The sequence below is a fragment of the Cohnella hashimotonis genome (genome assembly GCF_030014955.1).
GTDB classification, from domain to species: Bacteria; Bacillota; Bacilli; order Paenibacillales; family Paenibacillaceae; genus Cohnella; species Cohnella hashimotonis.
The window spans coordinates 8,094,711-8,112,683 of record NZ_JAGRPV010000001.1; the positions used below are offsets into that span (position 1 = coordinate 8,094,711).

Below are 17,973 nucleotides of genomic sequence, written 5' to 3' on the forward strand. Positions count from 1 at the left end.
TTCGTCGAATATTGTTCAGAGAATGTCCAGAGTCGGTTGTTATCATGGAAGAGCGATAGTCAGAATCAACAGGAGGGTACTGCATCTACAATGAAAAACTTCGCTACGCTCAGACGACCGTTGGCCCTATTGCTGACTTTGGCGCTCATTTTGCCGTTTGTCCGCCTGCCGGCTGCATCGGCAGAATTCGTACCGCTTTACGACACATTGAATTCCGACAATCCGCCTGCGGTTCCCGCATACCGGTCGCTGCCGTCAGGCAGCTATGTGGCTACGCCGTTCCGCATCAATAACGCCTACGGCGAGATCAGTGCCGTGATGTTGAACGCCAAGTATGAAAATGAAAGCCGTCCGTCGATTACGAAGGCCAAGATGTCGGTCGCGATCTTCAGCGACGACGACGGCAAGCCGGGCGCAGTGCTTGGCGGCGCCCTCGGCAGCTACGAGCTGGACGATCAGATCGATTTGGGCGGTCCGGCGAATCCGTTTAGCCGTTTTTACATTTCGCTTGAACAGCCGGCCAAGCTGTACCGGGATCGCCAATACTGGGTCGTATACGGAACCTCGGACGCAGATGCCGCGCGGGTAAGTTTGGTTGGCGTTAACGAACAGCCGTTGCCGGAAGGACAGGGTACGAACAACCTGGTCACCGATACCTACCAGCCCGCCCGAGTCGTCGAGAGCTCCCGCGTTATATACAGCCTTCAGCATGCCGGTACCGACATCGCAGTCACAGACTGGAGCGGCGCCCAGCGGACCGACGGGCAGATCGTGCCGTTCGTGCTGGATGGATGGGTCTCGGAGCCGCACGAAAATTTAAACGTGCAATTCGCGACCGACACGATGGCGCACGTCTTTTTTGGCCAGTCTCCCGACGCGACAGAAGTCGTACTGGAGCAGTCGGAGGATGAAGGCGCGACCTGGACCGTCGCGGACGCCGGCGCGCTGGACAAGTATTCGAACGATGCCGTCGTGACCGGACTTAAGCCGGAGACGTCTTATCAGTTCCGGCTGATCGTCAAGGACGGCTTCAAGGGCGGCGTCTCCAATACGGCGCAAGCTGACACGCTGCCGGATACCGGATGGCGCCTGGTGGGGGACGCGGGCTTCAGCGGACAGCTGGTGCGCGATACCGAGCTTGTCTTAGACGCCGCAGGCGTTCCTTATATCGCTTATGTCGATCAAGCGATGACGGGCAAGATTATCGTTAAAAAATATACGGGCGCGGCATGGGAGTCCGTTGGCACCGAGGCGTCCGACGAGCAGGCAGCAAGCGTCTCGCTCGCGCTCGACAGCTACGGCCGTCCCTATATTGCGTACACGGCATCGGCTGACAGCCTGCTGACCGTACGCAAATTCGACGGAACGGCATGGTCGACCGTTGGACAAGTCGGCATCGGAGAGGCCGATCTGCCCGATCTTAAGCTGGATGCCGCGAACCGTCCATACGTCGCCTACCGCGATCTGGCCGGCCCGCTCGGCGGCGCCATCACCGTAGCGAAGTTCTCCGATGGTAGCTGGCAGCCGGCCGGTGCCGCTCAGTTTACGCCCGAGACCAGTGTCCAGCGCCTGTCGTTAGCCATCGGCAAGGACGGCATACCGTATGTCGGCTACTCCGCGATCCCGGACGGCTCGTACAGCAGCTACAAACCATTCGTGTACCGGCTTGTCGGCGGCGTCTGGACGGATATGGGTTATTCCGGCTTCGGTTCGCCCCATTCGGCGGCATTCCGTATCTCGCTGGCCGCAAGCCCGATCGACGGCGCGTTATACGCCGTCTTCGACGACACGAATGCCAACCGCAAGCCGAGCGTCATCCGCTGGAACGGGAGCGACTGGGAAGAGATCGGATCTCCGGGCATCGCGCCGCGCGCGGACGCGCTGCGGATTGCGGTAGACAGTCAAGGCGTGCCCTATGTTGCCTACACCAAACGCAACGAGGGCGGGGGCCCGGTGAGCGTGCTGCGCTGGAGCGGCACTGAATGGGTAGACGTAGGCGGCGCGGATTTTTCCGGCGGCGACGCCTACGACATATCGCTTGCGGTCGACTTCGAAGGCAGGCCTTACGTATCATACGCGGATCAATTGGAAGGCGAGAAGTCGACGGTCAAAGTGTATCCCAAGCCGATCTCGAATCTGTCTGCCGCGAGGAGCGGCGACCAGGTGCTGCTCGGCTTCGACAAGCCGTCCGGCGCGTCGCAGGTTGTCGTTCTCGTATCCGCCGACGGCGGAATGAGCTGGGAGACGGCAACCACATTGCAGCCGCTTGATTACGCATCCGGCACGGCGACCGTGACGGGACTGTCGACGGGCACTGCCTATCTATTCAAGCTTGCGGTCGTCGGCGGTAGCCGCGCGGGCGATTCGAACGCATCGCCGGTTGCGGCGTTGGAGCAAGTTGAAGCCGTCACGGCTTCGCCGGCTGCGGGTGCGGTAGCCTCGGGCACCGCCGTTGCGCTCGCTTCGCAGACCGACGGCGCCGTGATCCGCTACACGACGGACGGCGCCGAGCCGACGGCCGACAGTCCGGTTTATGAGGGGCCGATCGTGATCGATGCCGCCAAGACCATCCGGGCTATCGCATGGAAAGACGGAATGACCAGAAGCGCGGTTGCCAGCTTCGCTTATACGATCGCGGTCGGCAGCGCGCCGACGACCGTGTCCCCTTCCGTCAAGTCCGTCACACTTAACGTCGTGGACGACAAGGGTGCGTTACTGAGCGATCCGCTTACGAAGCTCGTCGGGTCTAGACTCGCGCTCACTGGGCAACTGCTGTCCGCAGACGGCCAAAGCCTTGGCTATGCACCAGTGACGATCAAGAGCGGGCAGCCGATTCAGCTGCCATCGCTTGCCGCAGGCACTTACAAGCTCGTGCTTAACGTTGTCGCGCCCGACGGCGACAAGCTCGCGGGCAAGATTGCGAAGCTGACCATCGACGCCGCGGGCAACGCAACGATCTCTTCCGAGCTTATCGATCCGTACGGCATCGTTACCGATGCTTTGACAGGCAAGACATTGGATGGCGTCAAGACGACGCTTCACTGGAGCGACACTGCGCTGAACAAGTCGAAGGGCCGCAAGCCCGGCGCGCTGGTCGAATTGCCTGAACTGCCGGATTTCGCGCCAAATCAGAATCGCGATCCGCAGATCAGCACGGACGGCGGCAAGTACGGGTGGATGGTTTATCCGGACGGCGACTACTACATTCTGGGCGAAAGGGACGGCTACGTGACGTTCGACAGCCGCCTGGATACGCGCAGCGAGCAGCATGGCGAGGACAGCTACTTAAAGGACGGCAATATCCACGTCGGCCAGGCCATCGTCGAATACAGCTTCAAGATGATGCCGAAGGCCAGCGGCTCCGGCACGCACGAGGCATATATGAAGGGCTATCCGGACGGCAGCTTCAAGTCGGCCAAGGGCGTGAGCCGGGCGGAGCTGGCTGCTGTCCTGACCCGGACGATGACGCAAAAGGAAACAGGCAATAAGGCAGTCGCCTTCAAGGACGTGTCCGCCAAGCATTGGGCGGCCGCCGGCATCCGTACCGCAGCCGCACAGGGCTGGATGAAGGGCTACGCTGGCGGCTTATTCAAGCCAGAAGGCCAAGTGACGCGAGCCGAGCTGGCGCAGGCGCTGTCCAATCTGTACGGCTGGAAGGCGCCTGCGAGCGGGGCGTCCTCGTTCAGCGATACCGGCACGCACTGGGCGAACGAAGCGATCGCGGCCGTCCAGGCTCAAGGAATCATGCAAGGCTACGAAGACGGCACCTTCCGTCCCGACCAGGCCGTCACCAGGGCCGAAGCGGTGAAGGTGTTCAACCAGCTGCTGGGACGAAGCCCCGGCCAGACGGTAGGCGTGCCTTCGGTATGGAACGATCTACCCGACACGAACTGGGCGTATTCGGATATTATGGAAGCTTCGGTTACGCACAGCTATGTCTTGTACGAAACAGGTCTGGAGCAGTGGGGCAAATAAGGGGCAGCCGACATAACGGGACGAACGGGATATTACCTGCCTCGTCCCGTTTCTTGTCCGGCCTGTCGGATCAAACGATTTTTTTCGTCGGATATTTTATGTTAATCTGAAAATAACTTTGGCGGAAGCGAAGAATAGAGGTCCCACTATGACCGTCACCAGACTATTATTAGGCAGTCCCGTTAGACAGCAAGCCCCCGTTCTCGAAGCATTCCTTGCATCGCTTGAGCGAATGGACCTAAGCGGCATCGATCTTAGCTATTATTTTATCGACGACAACGAACAACCGGATTCCTCGGCGCTGCTGGAGCGATTCGCTGGCCGATACGCTTCGGTCCGTCTTGTCAAAGGCGGGGAGGCCGATGGAGACCATCAGCCGGATAATTACCGCAACGAATACACGCATATCTGGAAGGAAGCGCTTATTTGGAAAGTGGCCGCCTATAAGGATTCGATCCTTTCCGTTGCCAGGAACGAGGGATTCGACGGCGTATTTTTAATCGACTCCGACCTTATACTCCATCCCAAGACGCTTCAGAGACTTGTCCTGGCGAACAAGGAAATCGTCTCCAATGTTTTTTGGACCAGTTGGCAGCCGGGGACGCGCCCCATGCCCCAGGTTTGGCTTCATGGCGAATATGAGCAATATCCGCTTGAACGCCGCCAGACGCCAACAGAAGCGCAAAAGGCGTTGGAAACCGAGTTGTTTTACGGACGGCTCCGAATGCCTGGCGTTTATGAAGTAGGCGGCTTGGGCGCTTGCACGCTGATATCCAGAGAAGCGATCGAAGCAGGCGTATCCTTTGCCGAAATTTCGAATCTAGGCTACTGGGGCGAGGATCGGCATTTTTGCGTTCGCGCATCGGCGCTTGGCTTGAAACTGTACGTCGAGACGACGCATCCGGCCTATCACTTGTATCGCGGCACGGATCTGGAAGGGATGCCGGCTTTCGTAGAGCAATGTCTTGCGGGTGAAGTGACAGAAGCTGCAGGCAGCCCGACTTCTCCCTATGACGATGCGCTTCGTTTGGCAAGCTTCGGTTATGAGATCGCGGCAGCGTACCGCATGCAGCAATATCTGGCGTTGGGAGATGCGGATACGGTGCCCGTACATCGGGCGCATGCCAGCCTTTTTCTTGACGATTTTCATTCGCGAAGAGGAAACGGCGACGAAGGCAGGGCAATTCTGCTCAGGGAACTGCTGAACCATAAGCGGGCGGAGCTGTACTGCAGGTTGGGCGCCAAATGCATGGATCGGGAAGACTGGAGAGAAGCCGCCATTTGGTACAAGCAGGCGACGAAGGCTTATAGGCCGTTCTCCGAGGCGGACTCTCCGGATCCGGCAGCCTGGACCTGGAAGCCTTATATCCAGCTGTGCTTGTGCTATGAATATCTCGGAGACCGCAATCTGGCCTACTATTATAATAATGAAGGCTTGCGTTTTGACCCCCGCCATCCCGGGATGCTTTCAAATAAAGAATTTCTGGAAAGGGTCATGGAGGCCTCAACGCCGGAACCTCAAGAGGCGGAAGCGCGTATCGCGAAAAGTGGGCTATCGGATGAGGACGCCATGTCCCGATTTATACGAGAGGACGACGCGTTCATGCTTCATTTTACTTATGAGCTGCCTGAAGCATGGTGGAGCCGGCGTTATGAATATGCCTGGGCCTCCAGGTTTTTAACCGCGGAGGACACGGTTCTCGATGCAGCCAGCGGCGTCTGTCATCCATTTAAATTTTTTGCCGCATCCCGCACGGCTGCAACTTACGCATTCGATCTCGATCCTCGGATTCTCTCGCGATCCGCTATTTTGGACGATATCGCAGATTCGGTCAGTCCGCGGGCAAAGTCCGAATTCGATCTTGATCTTTTCAACCGAATACAGTTTACGCAGTGCGATATGACGCGCTTGCCGTATGAAGATCAGTTCTTCGATAAAGTCTTCTGTATCTCCGTGCTCGAGCATGTCGACGAGCGGACATTGCGAGGCGCGCTGGAAGAGTTCCGCCGGGTACTCAAGAACGACGGCTTGCTCGTGCTTACCGTTGATTATCCAAACGTCGATATGAAGATGTTTGCAGCGCAGATGGATGCCGTTGGTTGGCGTTTTGCAGGCATGCATGACTTTGACGAACCGGACAATGCGATCTCGACCACGATGTGGGGGCCCGAGATTAAATGTATCCGGTTGCTGCTAGCCAAGCGTCCGGCGTCCTGAGCGCACAAGAACCTCCGATCCGCCATACGGAAAGGAGGTTCTTCTCGTTAATCCGACCAAGCGACAAGAGCGGGGTGCTCATCCATAATCGACAGGTATTGTTCTCTCCAGCCGTGTTCCCCATTCGGGTCGAGCAGCATATAGCGAATGAACTTGTTTTCCCGGTCTACGGACGAAGACCAGCCCATATGCTTCAGCCGGAGTTCGGACTTCGCCGACGGTAGCGCCAATATATTTTCCGGAAATCGTCCGCAATGCTGGGCCGTAGCGCGCCAGCGGTAGTCGAAATCCGGTCGATATCGAAGCAGAAACGGGCGGTAGTAATGGTGGGCTTGCCAGTATTCGTCGTCCCGATAGGCCTCCTTGTTCCAGAAGTCATATAACCGGAAACAGAGGCTATCCGCCTGCTCCCCCGCAAGCAGTCGATGAATGTCGGAGGCAAACCGATCTTCAAACCATTCGTCTGCGTCCAGATTCAATATCCATTGCGGATTCTCGCCAATCGTCTCCTCCCATTGCTGGAGCCGCAGTTCGATCTCGTTCTGGAAGCGCGACACGGGATTGCGTACCAGCTTGACCGGAATGCCTTCCAGAAGCTTCAAGCATGTCTCCGCCGTACGATCGGTGCTGCCATCGTCGATGATAACGGCGTTGCTGATATATTCCCTGTGTTTCTTCAGCGCTTGCTCCAGGTATCTGCCGCATTCGTTCTTGACGATCATAGAGAGCGTTATTCGCGCTTGCGGAGCGGTCGCGTTCATGGTGTCCCTCCAGTATTTGTTCCTGGACCGAGACGGCTTTGCAAATAGGTGCGATTCGCCAGGATCCGGGAGTCGCGAGGAATATAGGCAGCCGCTTGTTCGTTTTCTTCATAGGCCAGCGCATATTCTCCCATGCGATCGTAGCAGACGCATAGTTGCAGACGCGGCAGCCAGGTCCAGCACGAGTGCTGGAGCAGCGCGGAGGAATCCGAAGGCATCTCGACTTCGGTGGCCAACCGGTACCACCAGGCCGCTTCCTTGTAATTTTCCTCGGATAAATAAAACGACCCAAGCCGGCAACAGTTTTCGGCGCGGGGCAACGCATACGCGAAGGACTGAAGCGCCTTGATCTTGGCCTGCTGCGTCAGACCCAGCGCGTGGTAGCTTTCAGCCGCGCGTCCGCAAGCGCCGATCCTGTCCTCCACCCAGACTTCCGATTCGGCCAACAGCTTCTCATATTGCTCGGCAGCACGTTCCCACAAGCCGTGATCGTACAGTTCGTTGGCATAGTAGTAGGTATCTCTTGGGTTAAAAGGTTCGCCTGAACGTTGCTTGCGCTCATAAATATGAAGATTGCGGTCCGAATGGCCATGCACTCTGTCATGCGTGACGGCAATCTCGCTATGAACGATATGGCCGTGTACCTGCAAATACTCATGAACGATCCCGATCCACTTGAAGTTCATGCTGCGACGAACGAGACGATGCCGGCGAAGGCTGCTTGTCACGTTCCCGTACTCATCCTTTCCGAGATGGTAGTGCATGGATATCGCATCGGCTTGGGTGGGCATGGCAGCCGTCAATGCTGCGAATGCCGTCTGATCTTTAGGCAGGAGGACGTCATCTGCGTCCAACCATAGAATATAGTCTTGCGTCGCTTGGTCAAAGGCATAGTTTCTTGCTTGGGCGAAGTCGTCCACCCATTCAAAATCGAAGATGCGCGCCCCGAAGCGAGCTGCAATTAACTTCGTGGCATCCGTCGAACCCGTATCGACGATGACAATCTCCTGAACAAGATTCGCGACGCTGGACAAGCAGCGATCCAGCGTTCCTTCCTCATTTTTAACGATCATGCACAGACTGACCGTCGCGGGCAATTTCCAGTTTATCAACAGCTCGGTCAAGTCGCTTCCCCATTTATCCAGGGCCACCCGCTTGTTCCTGATCATGTTAACGCTGAAAGCATCCGATTCGGGTATCGTCAGGTAAGGCGAGTTGTAAGCGACAAAGCTTCCGCAGGCAATATACAGGGAATAGCCCGCAAGCAGCGCTCTATAGCATAGATCGTCGTCTTCGTAACTCTCGCCTTCGAATCGTTCGTCGAATCCGCCCAATTGCGCCAGCGCGGCACTGCGAAAAGCGATTGTCAGACCGATCAGCCTGGAGGCGCGCCGCTCCTTTCTGTTCGCTTCCCGGCTTATACGATCCAGCTTGAGCAGTTCTTCGACGTCCCCCACGGCATGTTGGGCACCGCTTACGCCATGGCTCATAGGTCCGACGGCTGCGGCTTCCGGATGCGCTTCAAGACAATCGACCAATGGCTCCAGCCAATCTTTGCCGACCGCAACCGTATCCCGCATGAAGACAACCACTTCTCCCCGGGCTTGTGCTGCGCCGAGATTATAGCCGGCCGCTACGCTAAAATCTTTGGGGGCGAGTACCACCAGCGTATTTACATCCTTCAGGGTCCCGACTTTTTTGGCAATTGCGGTTGCGCCGGACGCAAGGACGACGATGAGTTCATAAGGCCGCATCGTCCGATTGTGCAACGCAGCCAAGCACGCCTCAACCAGATTTTCGTGCTGTGCGAGCAAAACAATACTTACGGATCTCATGACGAACCTCCGTTACAGAGAGTCTCTATTCTGCTAGTATCCCAGATCAAAAATAATTTTGTCCAGGGTGTCTTTGCTTCTTTAAAATAAAGCGTCCACGCGCAGGATGAATCCGTAGCGTGGACGAGTTTGTAATGGCAAATTTCCGTTAATAGGCAATCTTAAACGCCTGAAGGTCCTGTAACACCGGTGACGCCGGTAGCGCCGGTAGCGCCGGTAACGCCGGTAGCGCCGGTAGCGCCGGTAACGCCGGTCATGCCAGTAGCGCCGGTCATGCCAGTAGCACCGGTAACGCCCGTGGCTCCCGTAACTCCAGGGCTGCCGGTGACGCCGGTTACGCCCGTAGCGCCGGTCACACCCGGATTGCCCGTAGCACCCGTAACACCAGTAGCGCCGGTGACGCCCGGATCGCCCGTAGCACCGGTAACACCCGTGGCTCCCGTGACTCCAGGGCTGCCGGTGACGCCGGTTACGCCCGTAGCGCCGGTGACGCCCGGATCGCCCGTAGCACCGGTAACGCCCGTGGCTCCCGTGACTCCAGGGCTGCCGGTGACGCCGGTGACGCCCGGATCGCCCGTAGCGCCCGTGGCCCCCGTAACTCCTGGGCTGCCGGTTACGCCAGTGACGCCTGTAGTGCCGGTAATGCCCGGATTACCCGTGACGCCGGTGACGCCTGTCGCGCCGGTAACGCCCGGATCGCCCGTAGCGCCTGTAACGCCCGTGGCCCCGGTAACTCCCGGGCTGCCGGTTACGCCAGTGACGCCCGTAGCGCCAGTGACACCCGGATTGCCCGTGACACCGGTCACGCCAGTAGCGCCAGTGACACCCGGACTGCCCGTGACGCCGGTGACGCCCGTAGCGCCGGTAACGCCCGGATCGCCCGTGGTGCCGGTGACGCCAGTAGCGCCCGTAACGCCTGGCGTGCCCGTAGCGCCTGTGATGCCAGTAGCGCCGGTAACGCCATTTTCGCCGGGGCTTCCCGGCGGGCCCTGCAGACCGGTAGTGCCGGTAATGCCCGCGGCGCCGGTTGCTCCTGTGACGCCCGGATCGCCCTTCGGCCCTTTGCTCGCTTCGGCTTTTTCCGCCAGCACCTTCAGCTGCGATGCAAAAGCCGCAGTGCTAAGCGCTTTGTCGGTCACTTCGATAAGGCCGATCTTGTTGCCGTCCGCCACCAGGGAGATCGGCTGGCCGACTTTAAGGGCGGTTGCGCCGGCTGCTTTCTTGCCGTCCTTGCCGTAAATAAACGTATTATCGTCAAGCTGGAAGCTTTGTATGGCGCCATCGATGTTGACTTCCACGACATTGCCTTTGATGGCGGATATGACCCCATATTTTACGAGCCCGGCTTTGGCGCCGTCTTCGCTGCCGGCAAGATACGGAAGCGTAGCGGTAAGAATCTTGGCCATTTGTCCGCGAGTTACGAGATCGAGCGGTTTGAAGGAGCCGTCCGGAAAGCCGTCGACGATCTTCAGCTCGCTTGCAAGGTTGATGTACGCCAGCATCTCCTGGGATACCTTGTACCAGTCGTTAAACTTGGATAACGAGCTGTACAGCGCCAGATCGTCATTGCCATGCTGGACGGCCTTGACCATCAATTGGGTCGCCCATACGCGCTGGACGGACGCACGTCCCCAAGTTGCAACGGAGCCTCCAGCTATTTCGGACTCGTCCACCAAACCAAGCTGCAAGGCCAATTTAACATAAGCCTGGGCCCAAGCATCGACGGGGTAGCCGGTAACGCCTGTCTCGAGGCGGCTCTCGGCGCCCATCAGCCGAATGACCATGATGAGCGCTTCTTGCTTGGTTACCTTATCGGCGGGATCAAATACCTGGCTCCCTCTGCCTTCGACAACTTCCAGCATGCTCATTTTATTGATTTGCCGTTCCGCCCATGGCACATGCTGCAAATCTTTAAAAAAGTCCTTCGCTGCAGCCGCGGCTTGCCCCGCATTCGACAGAATCATAACCATGCTGAGCCCTGTCATGACGGCTCTACGCTTGTCTCTCACCATTTCTCTCTCCTTCGATCAAAATAAGCCTTCTGACCTAAACCAAATTTGAAGAATCCTGACGAATTTTGTACGTACTATCATCCTAGCAACCTACACTGAACATTCGCTGAACAGAGGGCGGGATTGCTTTTTAAAGTGGGGGATGTGCTATATTGGTACTAAATTAAACGGAACCGATGGCTGCGAGAGGAGCTAACACGTGTTGCTGCTAAAAAGATTGGCGGGACTGGCGCTGACCGTCGCCTTGACGCTCGGGGTTGTCGTCTTCACTTCGCCGGGCATTGTCAATCAGGTCCGCCTGGGACTCGACTTGAAAGGCGGCTTCGAGATTTTATACGAGGCTTCGCCCGTGCAGGGAGAAGGCGAGATTCCGGTCGACACCCTCCGACAGACGGCCAAAAGCCTGGAAAAGCGAATCAATGCGCTGGGCACGGCGGAGCCCGAAATTTGGACGGAAGGTACGGATAGAATTCGCGTTAGAATTGCCGGCGTCACCGACGAGGAACAAGTCAGAGAAATGCTGAAGAAGCCGGCGGAATTGACCGTCCGCGGACCGGACAACCAAGTCGAATTGACGGGAACCGATTTTGTCGAGGGTGCTGCCCAGGTTGTTTACGACGAGATGCGGAATCCTAATATACAAGTCACCGTTAAGAATAAAGAAAAGCTGGAATCGCTGTCTACGCGGCTCCTTGGGCAGACCATCAGCATAAATCTGGATGAGCGGGTGCTGACTGCTCCCGTCATTCAAGCGGTTTTGACCAACGGGATATGCCGGATTACGGGTCAATTTACTTACGAAGACGCAAAAAATATCGTCGATACGATCAACATGGGCGCCCTGCCGCTTAAGTTGACTGAAAAGTTCAGCCAGTCCGTCGGAGCTTCATTAGGTCAACAGTCGCTGGAACAGACATTGACTGCAGGGGCGGCAGGCTCGATTCTTATATTGCTGTTCATGCTGGCGTTATATCGGCTTCCCGGCATCGTGGCCAGCATTACATTGATCACTTATTCCTGGCTGCTTCTGCTCTTTATGAACTTGATGCAAGCAACGCTAACATTGCCCGGTATCGCAGCATTTGTCTTGGGAATCGGCATGGCCGTGGACGCCAACATTATTAATTATGAACGGTTCCGCGAAGAGTTGAGGACGGGCAAGACGCCCTTGTCTGCATTTAAAGCCGGCTCCAAAAGGTCTTTTAAAACGATTATGGATGCCAATGTGACGACGCTCATTGCGGGCTTCGTTCTGTTTTCTCTGGGTTCGGGCGCGATCAAGGGCTTTGCGATTACTTTAATTATGAGCATCATTTTGAGTATATTTACGAATATCTATTTTTCTCAATGGCTTCTTCGTATGCTGCTGCGTACAGGTTTGGTTGACGACACCAGGTTTTATGGCGTCAAACCCGAGCACATCATTTTTCAAGCGGAGGCCGCGGTTATGCCGGCCACCCGCAGAAGAGTCGACTTTGTAAGCCGACGCAACACATTCTTTTCCATATCTCTCATCGCCACCTTGGCCGGCATCGCCAGCCTTCTGCTTTTTAATCTGAATTATGGCGTGGACTTCAAGGCGGGCACGTCTCTAGACGTCACGCTTAGCCGCTCTGTCGACGCATCCGCCGCGAACGAGATCGTTAGACAGGCAGGCTTCGAGCCTTCGGTCTTATCCGTCGGCGGAAATGGGCAGAATCGCGTGTCCATGCGTTTCGACCGTGTGTTGGACCCATCGGGCAAAGACTCTGCCCAGATCGTCGCCGCATTCGCCGCGGCGTACGGCAACGACATAAGCAAAGAGGAAAATACGGTAGATCCGGGTATCGCGCGCGAATTAGCGCTTCAAGCGCTTTATGCCGTCGGTCTTGCCAGCCTCGGCATTTTGCTGTACGTATGCATAAGATTCGAATGGCGATTTGCGTTGGCCGCGATCATTGCCTTGCTCCACGATGCATTTTTTGTCGTGAGCGTGTTCTCTGTATTCAAGCTGGAAGTCAATTTGCCTTTCGTCGCCGCTATGCTTACGATCATCGGCTATTCGATCAACGATACGGTAGTTATCTTTGACCGGATAAGGGAAAATATGCGGTTTGCGAGAGCCCGGACCTTCGAAGATCTCGTTGAAATTGTAAATCGGAGTGTGAATCAAACGCTTGGCCGATCGATTAATACCGTTATTGCCGTTCTCTTCGCTTCCGTTGCGCTGTTATTCTGGGGCAGCGAGTCGATTAGAATGTTCTCGCTCGCGATGTCGATCGGACTGCTGGTCGGGATGTATTCTTCGATTTGCATCGCTAGTCAGGTATGGCTGCTTATGAAGAATCGCTCCTTGCATCGGCGCTCCAAGCAAGAACAGAAGGTGGCGGACGGACTCTATCCGCTGCCGGTACTGCCCATTGCCTATGAAGACGAGGAAGACTAACAACCAAACAAGGCCGCTTTGAGATCGAACTCAAAGCGGCCTTGTGTTTCCATTTCCCAACACTCCCATGCGGTCCTGCATTCCCTCCAAAACCGCCTTCGGTATTTCCCTGACCTTGATATCGGAACCCAAGAAAAGCAGCCAATTTGTTACTTCGGCCAATTCTTCCGGTTGATGAACATGGAGGAACGTCTTTAGGATGGCCGTCGTTTGATAAGGATTCGTATATGAAATGGTCATTTTTAAAGGATGATACTTTTTGAACTGGGCAATCGCCTTGGGACCCAGTTCGACGATGAGGTTGATGGCTTCCTCTTGCTTGCTCAGCTGTTCTGCGATCTTCTTCCCGCTTATTCTTTTTTTCTCGGGGTAGGGTTTGACCTCCTCGATATAGTCGACTGGAATAATCCGCCGCTTCTCCTCCGCGAGGTCGAAGCCTTCGATTTGCCAAGCGCTTTTCTCTCGATATAGACGCATGAGATAGATGTTGTATGACTTTACTTCCCTTCCTTCTTCCACGGAGATCGTCAAATAGCGGTCCGCAAGAAGGATCTGGATGAGCTGTTCTAACATCGGATGGGGCAAGTCCGACAGATCTAGCAGGTCGGGATTGTGGGGGTTGGTGCCCTCGAAGAGCAGAATTTGATTTAACAAGACAAGATCGTCTTGCTGGTTCTGTGAAATGAGGCCGAGCAGCTTTTCTGCCAAGGAGTGGCGGCTCTTGAGATAAGGGAGCTGCAGATTGCGCGTGGCCATGAAGGCGATAAATAGCGCTTTGATCTCGTTGTCGGTAAAGCGGACCGTGGGCAGGACGGAGTTGTTCATCACGAAGTAGCCGCCGTCCCTCCCGACTTCGGCGACCAGCGGCATGCCCATCGCTTCGATCTCCCTGATATCCCGGATTGCCGTCGAACGGGAGATGTTGAACTCCCGCATGATCTCCGAGATGGTAAAGTGGGCACGGTTGTTGATGTAACGCATGATGACATTAATCCGTTCTACTTTTTTCATCGGGCCCTCGCTCTAAACAGTATCATATTTTGACATGATTAATCGTTATTATAAGCTCATCAAGAGAAAAAACAAATAACGAAATCCAGGAGGAATGGAAATGAACACGATGACCGGAAATGAAAAGATCGTAGAGGTTGGGGCTCGCCCGATGGGAAGGACGGCCGCTTATTGGATCGTCACCGTGATTCTCGCCTTCTCTATCGCCTTAAGCGGGATCGGGCAGTTGATGCGGTATGGCGGCAATGTCGATTTGGTCACCGCTATCGGATTCCCGTTATACATCACGAGCATTCTCGGAACGTGGAAATTGCTTGGCATCGTCGCGATTCTCATCCCGGGCTTTCCCCGGCTGAAGGAGTGGGCGTACAGCGGCATCTTTTTCCTCATGACGGGCGCGTCTTTGTCTCATGTGCTGGCCCACGATTACGGCGATGGCGGGTTTAACGTGATTCTCCCGCTTTTCTATGCCGCGCTCGCCGTCGCTTCCTGGGCGCTGCGTCCGAATAGCCGCAAACTTTAAAATCCGCGCGCTAAACGTAGCAGATTTTGACACCGTTTATGGTTATGATAGACCTATCAAGCGATTCGCCCCATCCATTCAACCATTTAAAAGGAGCTGGAATCATGGCAACGTATGCGTTTGAGGAAAAAGACAGCTTTATCGTGCTCGGGATCGGAACGGAGCTGAAGAGCGACTACACGGACTATGCCGGTATCAATAAGGAGAAAGAAAACTTCTGGCGGTCCGTGGAGCAGGACGGAAGGCTCGACACGTTAAAGGCGGTCGCCGCGAACGACTATATCTTTGCCGTCAACGAAGCGGTCAATCACAAGATGATGTACTACGCCGGCGTCATGACGGACGCATCGGTACCGGAAGAGCACAGAGTGATCCAATTCCCCAAGGGACAATACCTCGTCGTCAGAGGCGAAGGGAAGTCGGCCGACGAGCTCGGCAGCATGCTGACCGGCATTGCCTTCGGTCAAGCCCTGCCGGCAGCCGATAAATACGCCTATGTCGGCGGGCCCAATGCAACGGTCGAGATGGGACAGCGGGACGGCCTCGTCTATGGCGAAATGTGGGTCCCGGTCGTAGAAAAGTAAACGGGAACGATAGGAGGGAATATGGGATGTCCACGATCGTTGACTTTAAAAACGTGTCTACCGCGGGTCTGGAATCTTCGCCGGTAGCGGAAGCGCTGGCGGGTCTGCGCGCGAACGAAGCCCGATATTTCATGAACAAGTACAAGCATGAATTCACCGTTGTGCCAGCCGATGAAAGCCGTGATACGCTGGATTACGTAGAACGCGTTTTGCGAGAAGAACGGGGTATCGCTTTTGCGGCCCGACCGCTGGAAACGTCGCGTTTTCAAGTCGAAAATATCGATTGGGCCTTCGTCTTCTATGAGGACGGTCTGGGGGTCAACGTCCTGTATACGCTGGATGACCCCAAGAAGCGGGCCGTCGGCTTCAAGCTGTCCGAGGACATGGAAGTGCCTAAGGAGCTGGAAGAGAAGAAGTTCAAATTCGCAAGGCAGAAATCCAAGCTGGCGGGCACCATCCGAGGTACGTTCTTCGTCATTAAAGGCGAGTATTAAACGCGACCGAGTTGTTTAAACTTTTGGCGGCCACTGGGCCGCCATTTGCGTCTGTCGGTCTAGAAAAAGCGTCGAAGAACGACGCGCCGCCGAAGCTGGCTAACAAGAATAAATAAATTCCCTTTTAAGGCGTTCCTATCTGACCTTCGATAGAGATCGGATCGAAGTATTTTATGCGAAAATTTTAAAATTCATTGTAGTCTACGAAAACAAAATCGTCATCCGTTATTACACGGTCCTCTAACAAGAGCTGCATAAAGTTACGAAGGGTGTCTTCTAATGCCTCTGTTATGGATTGCCCATTGCCCACCCCGGCTTCCGGGCAACCATCCGTGGTATTTTTAATTCGTAAATTCGTTATTCCCATAAACCAATGATTTGCGGATTCGTAGATTCGTACTCGGAATCTTCCTGTAGGTACATCCAGTTGCGTAATTACATACTCAGCAACTAATTTTTCTATCCTGGCGACACCTTCCACCTTTAAGCGCGTCCAGTCGGCATCTCGCATTTTTTCACCTGGTCCCCTTATGGAGTTCCCTGCACCTGGCTTCAGGGCGTTTTCTATCAAACACAATAAATTCATAAAGAAGATGTAGGTGTAGATATAACAGGGCTCCCCAAAAACCATATTGATAAAATGAAATAAAAGCGCTCCACGGGTTAAAATAGGGCAAGGTTCTCAAAACAATAAGAAAATACAGGGTTATAAAAAGAAAGCCGGCAATCAGGTACAAAATCACCTTGAATAAATACTTCATTAATCGGTTTTTAAGGCTTAAATGTAAAACGACCCTTTCAATAACGAAAGAAAAAAGTCCGCCCATGATCAAAATGGAAGGAAAAGTATAGATGCAATATACGATAAGAGCAAGAATGTCGCGGTCCTCTTCCGCTAAAGTGAGAACGGTACTGCAGATGATTGAGGACACAAGGCTCAGAACAAAATGTTTGATAACCTGATTTTCAACGTAGAAAGAGCCGTTGTCCCGCTTGGCGATCAATGAATCACTTCCCTCGGAAGGCGAGATCGTAGATGATAAGTCTGATAGGAGTAACTTATCCATGCACGGCTCGTTGAAACAGCAGTCTGTTCAAAAGCTCCGCGGATAAGTCGTTATTTGTTGCGTGAAACGGAAAGGAAGTGAACGACGATCAACAAAACCGAGCGAATGTTGGCCATCGTCATTGAGCTGCAGCGCAAAGGGATCCTGCGCGCCGAGGATTTGGCCGGCCGGTTCGAGACGAGCATCCGCACAATATACCGGGACATGCAGGCGCTCAGCGAGATGGGCGTTCCCGTAGCAGGCGCGCCTGGCATAGGTTACTCCCTGATGGCGGGCTACTTTCTGCCGCCGGTAAGCTTCACGGCGGAGGAAGCGATGGCGCTGCTCGTTGGGGCGGACTTCGTCGAGCTAAGGCTGGACGCGGAGTACGGCTCGAGCGCCCGTAGCTCGCAGGAGAAGATCGAGGCCATCTTGCCGGAGAGCGTGCGCGAGGAAACGGCCCGGCTGCGGTCGGCGATTCGGCTGCTGAACGATAGAGCGGGGAGAACGCGCGGGGAAGAGAAGGAGACGTTCGAGCTTCTGCGCCGGGCGATTGTTCAGAAGCGCAAGATTCGTTTCCGCTATTCCAAGAACCTGCCGGACACGGACGGAAACCGTCACAGCGAGCGTACGGCCGATCCTTACGGGCTCGTTTTTTCCCAGGGGGCGTGGATGCTTGTCGCTTTCTGCGGTCTAAGGCAAGACGTTCGCCACTTTCGGCTGTCCCGCATGAATGAGCTTGTCGTGCTTGAACAATCGTTTGAAGTTCTTCCCGGCTTTAACCTTCGGGACCGGCGGCCCGCGGACGACCGGAACGTGATCGTGAAGATGCTGGTCGACCCGGCTGTCGCGGACCTGGTTCAGGGAGCGGATAACTTCTATATGGAATCGTTCGAGCCGGGAGAGGGAGGCTGGCTGGCGACGTTCCGCGTACGGCGGATCGAGGAGCTGCTTCAGTGGACGCTTGGCTGGGGCGCGGCGGTGCGCGTGCTGGAGCCGGAATCGCTGCGGGATCGCATGCGCGCGGAAATCGAAAACATGCGGAAAAGGTACTGACAAGCTTGTGTCAGGAGCGTTGTCGTATGCTTG

At 55.5% G+C, this 17,973-nt stretch carries 13 protein-coding genes; 7 read left to right on the top strand and 6 right to left on the bottom strand.

The features are described from left to right. Nucleotides 1-90: 90 nt before the first annotated feature. The gene (locus KB449_RS32335; RefSeq protein WP_282912273.1) at nt 91-3,975 is read left to right on the top strand and encodes an S-layer homology domain-containing protein; all 3,885 of its coding nucleotides are present in this window, start codon (nt 91-93) and stop codon (nt 3,973-3,975) included. A 148-nt stretch (nt 3,976-4,123) separates the two neighbouring features. Further along, a complete protein-coding gene (locus KB449_RS32340) occupies nt 4,124-6,193 on the top strand; it encodes a methyltransferase domain-containing protein (RefSeq protein WP_282912274.1) in 2,070 nt (689 codons plus the stop codon). A 47-nt stretch (nt 6,194-6,240) separates the two neighbouring features. Here KB449_RS32340 and KB449_RS32345 read toward each other — a convergent pair whose 3' ends face one another. The 3 genes from KB449_RS32345 to KB449_RS32355 form a co-directional block, all read right to left on the bottom strand. Continuing rightward, entirely contained in the window at nt 6,241-6,954 is a 714-nt protein-coding gene (locus tag KB449_RS32345) for a glycosyltransferase (RefSeq protein ID WP_282912275.1), read from the bottom strand. Then, nucleotides 6,951-8,789, bottom strand: a complete 1,839-nt coding sequence (locus tag KB449_RS32350; RefSeq protein ID WP_282912276.1) for a glycosyltransferase — start codon at nt 8,787-8,789, stop codon at nt 6,951-6,953. Before KB449_RS32350 ends, KB449_RS32345 begins: the two co-directional genes overlap by 4 nt. A gap of 161 nt (nt 8,790-8,950) precedes the next feature. Then, entirely contained in the window at nt 8,951-10,798 is a 1,848-nt protein-coding gene (locus KB449_RS32355) for an S-layer homology domain-containing protein (protein ID WP_282912277.1), read from the bottom strand. Nucleotides 10,799-11,000: 202 nt separating this feature from the next. Here KB449_RS32355 and secD point away from each other — a divergent pair, with 202 nt between their 5' ends. After that, the gene (gene secD, locus KB449_RS32360) at nt 11,001-13,226 is read left to right on the top strand and encodes a protein translocase subunit SecD (protein ID WP_350356258.1); all 2,226 of its coding nucleotides are present in this window, start codon (nt 11,001-11,003) and stop codon (nt 13,224-13,226) included. Between the two features lie 30 nt (nt 13,227-13,256). On the opposite strand, the gene KB449_RS32365 is transcribed toward secD, so the two are convergent. Further along, the gene (locus KB449_RS32365; protein ID WP_282912279.1) at nt 13,257-14,237 is read right to left on the bottom strand and encodes a helix-turn-helix transcriptional regulator; all 981 of its coding nucleotides are present in this window, start codon (nt 14,235-14,237) and stop codon (nt 13,257-13,259) included. 100 nt (nt 14,238-14,337) lie between these two features. On the opposite strand from KB449_RS32365, the gene KB449_RS32370 reads away from it, so the two are divergent. From KB449_RS32370 to KB449_RS32380, 3 genes are all read left to right on the top strand, one after another. Next, nucleotides 14,338-14,760, top strand: a complete 423-nt coding sequence (locus KB449_RS32370; protein ID WP_282912280.1) for a DoxX family protein — start codon at nt 14,338-14,340, stop codon at nt 14,758-14,760. A gap of 104 nt (nt 14,761-14,864) precedes the next feature. Continuing rightward, nucleotides 14,865-15,344, top strand: coding sequence for a GyrI-like domain-containing protein (locus tag KB449_RS32375; protein WP_282912281.1), 480 nt, complete (start codon nt 14,865-14,867; stop codon nt 15,342-15,344). 26 nt (nt 15,345-15,370) lie between these two features. Then, nucleotides 15,371-15,838, top strand: a complete 468-nt coding sequence (locus KB449_RS32380) for a phage tail protein (protein ID WP_282912282.1) — start codon at nt 15,371-15,373, stop codon at nt 15,836-15,838. Between the two features lie 184 nt (nt 15,839-16,022). On the opposite strand, the gene KB449_RS32385 is transcribed toward KB449_RS32380, so the two are convergent. Next, the gene (locus tag KB449_RS32385; RefSeq protein ID WP_282912283.1) at nt 16,023-16,349 is read right to left on the bottom strand and encodes a hypothetical protein; all 327 of its coding nucleotides are present in this window, start codon (nt 16,347-16,349) and stop codon (nt 16,023-16,025) included. 4 nt (nt 16,350-16,353) lie between these two features. Next, entirely contained in the window at nt 16,354-16,842 is a 489-nt protein-coding gene (locus KB449_RS32390; protein WP_282912284.1) for a hypothetical protein, read from the bottom strand. A 150-nt stretch (nt 16,843-16,992) separates the two neighbouring features. Between KB449_RS32390 and KB449_RS32395 the strand changes: the two genes are divergently transcribed. Then, on the top strand, nt 16,993-17,940 hold the full coding sequence (locus KB449_RS32395) for a helix-turn-helix transcriptional regulator (RefSeq protein WP_282912962.1): 948 nt from the start codon (nt 16,993-16,995) through the stop codon (nt 17,938-17,940). The last annotated feature ends 33 nt before the right edge of the window (nt 17,941-17,973 follow it).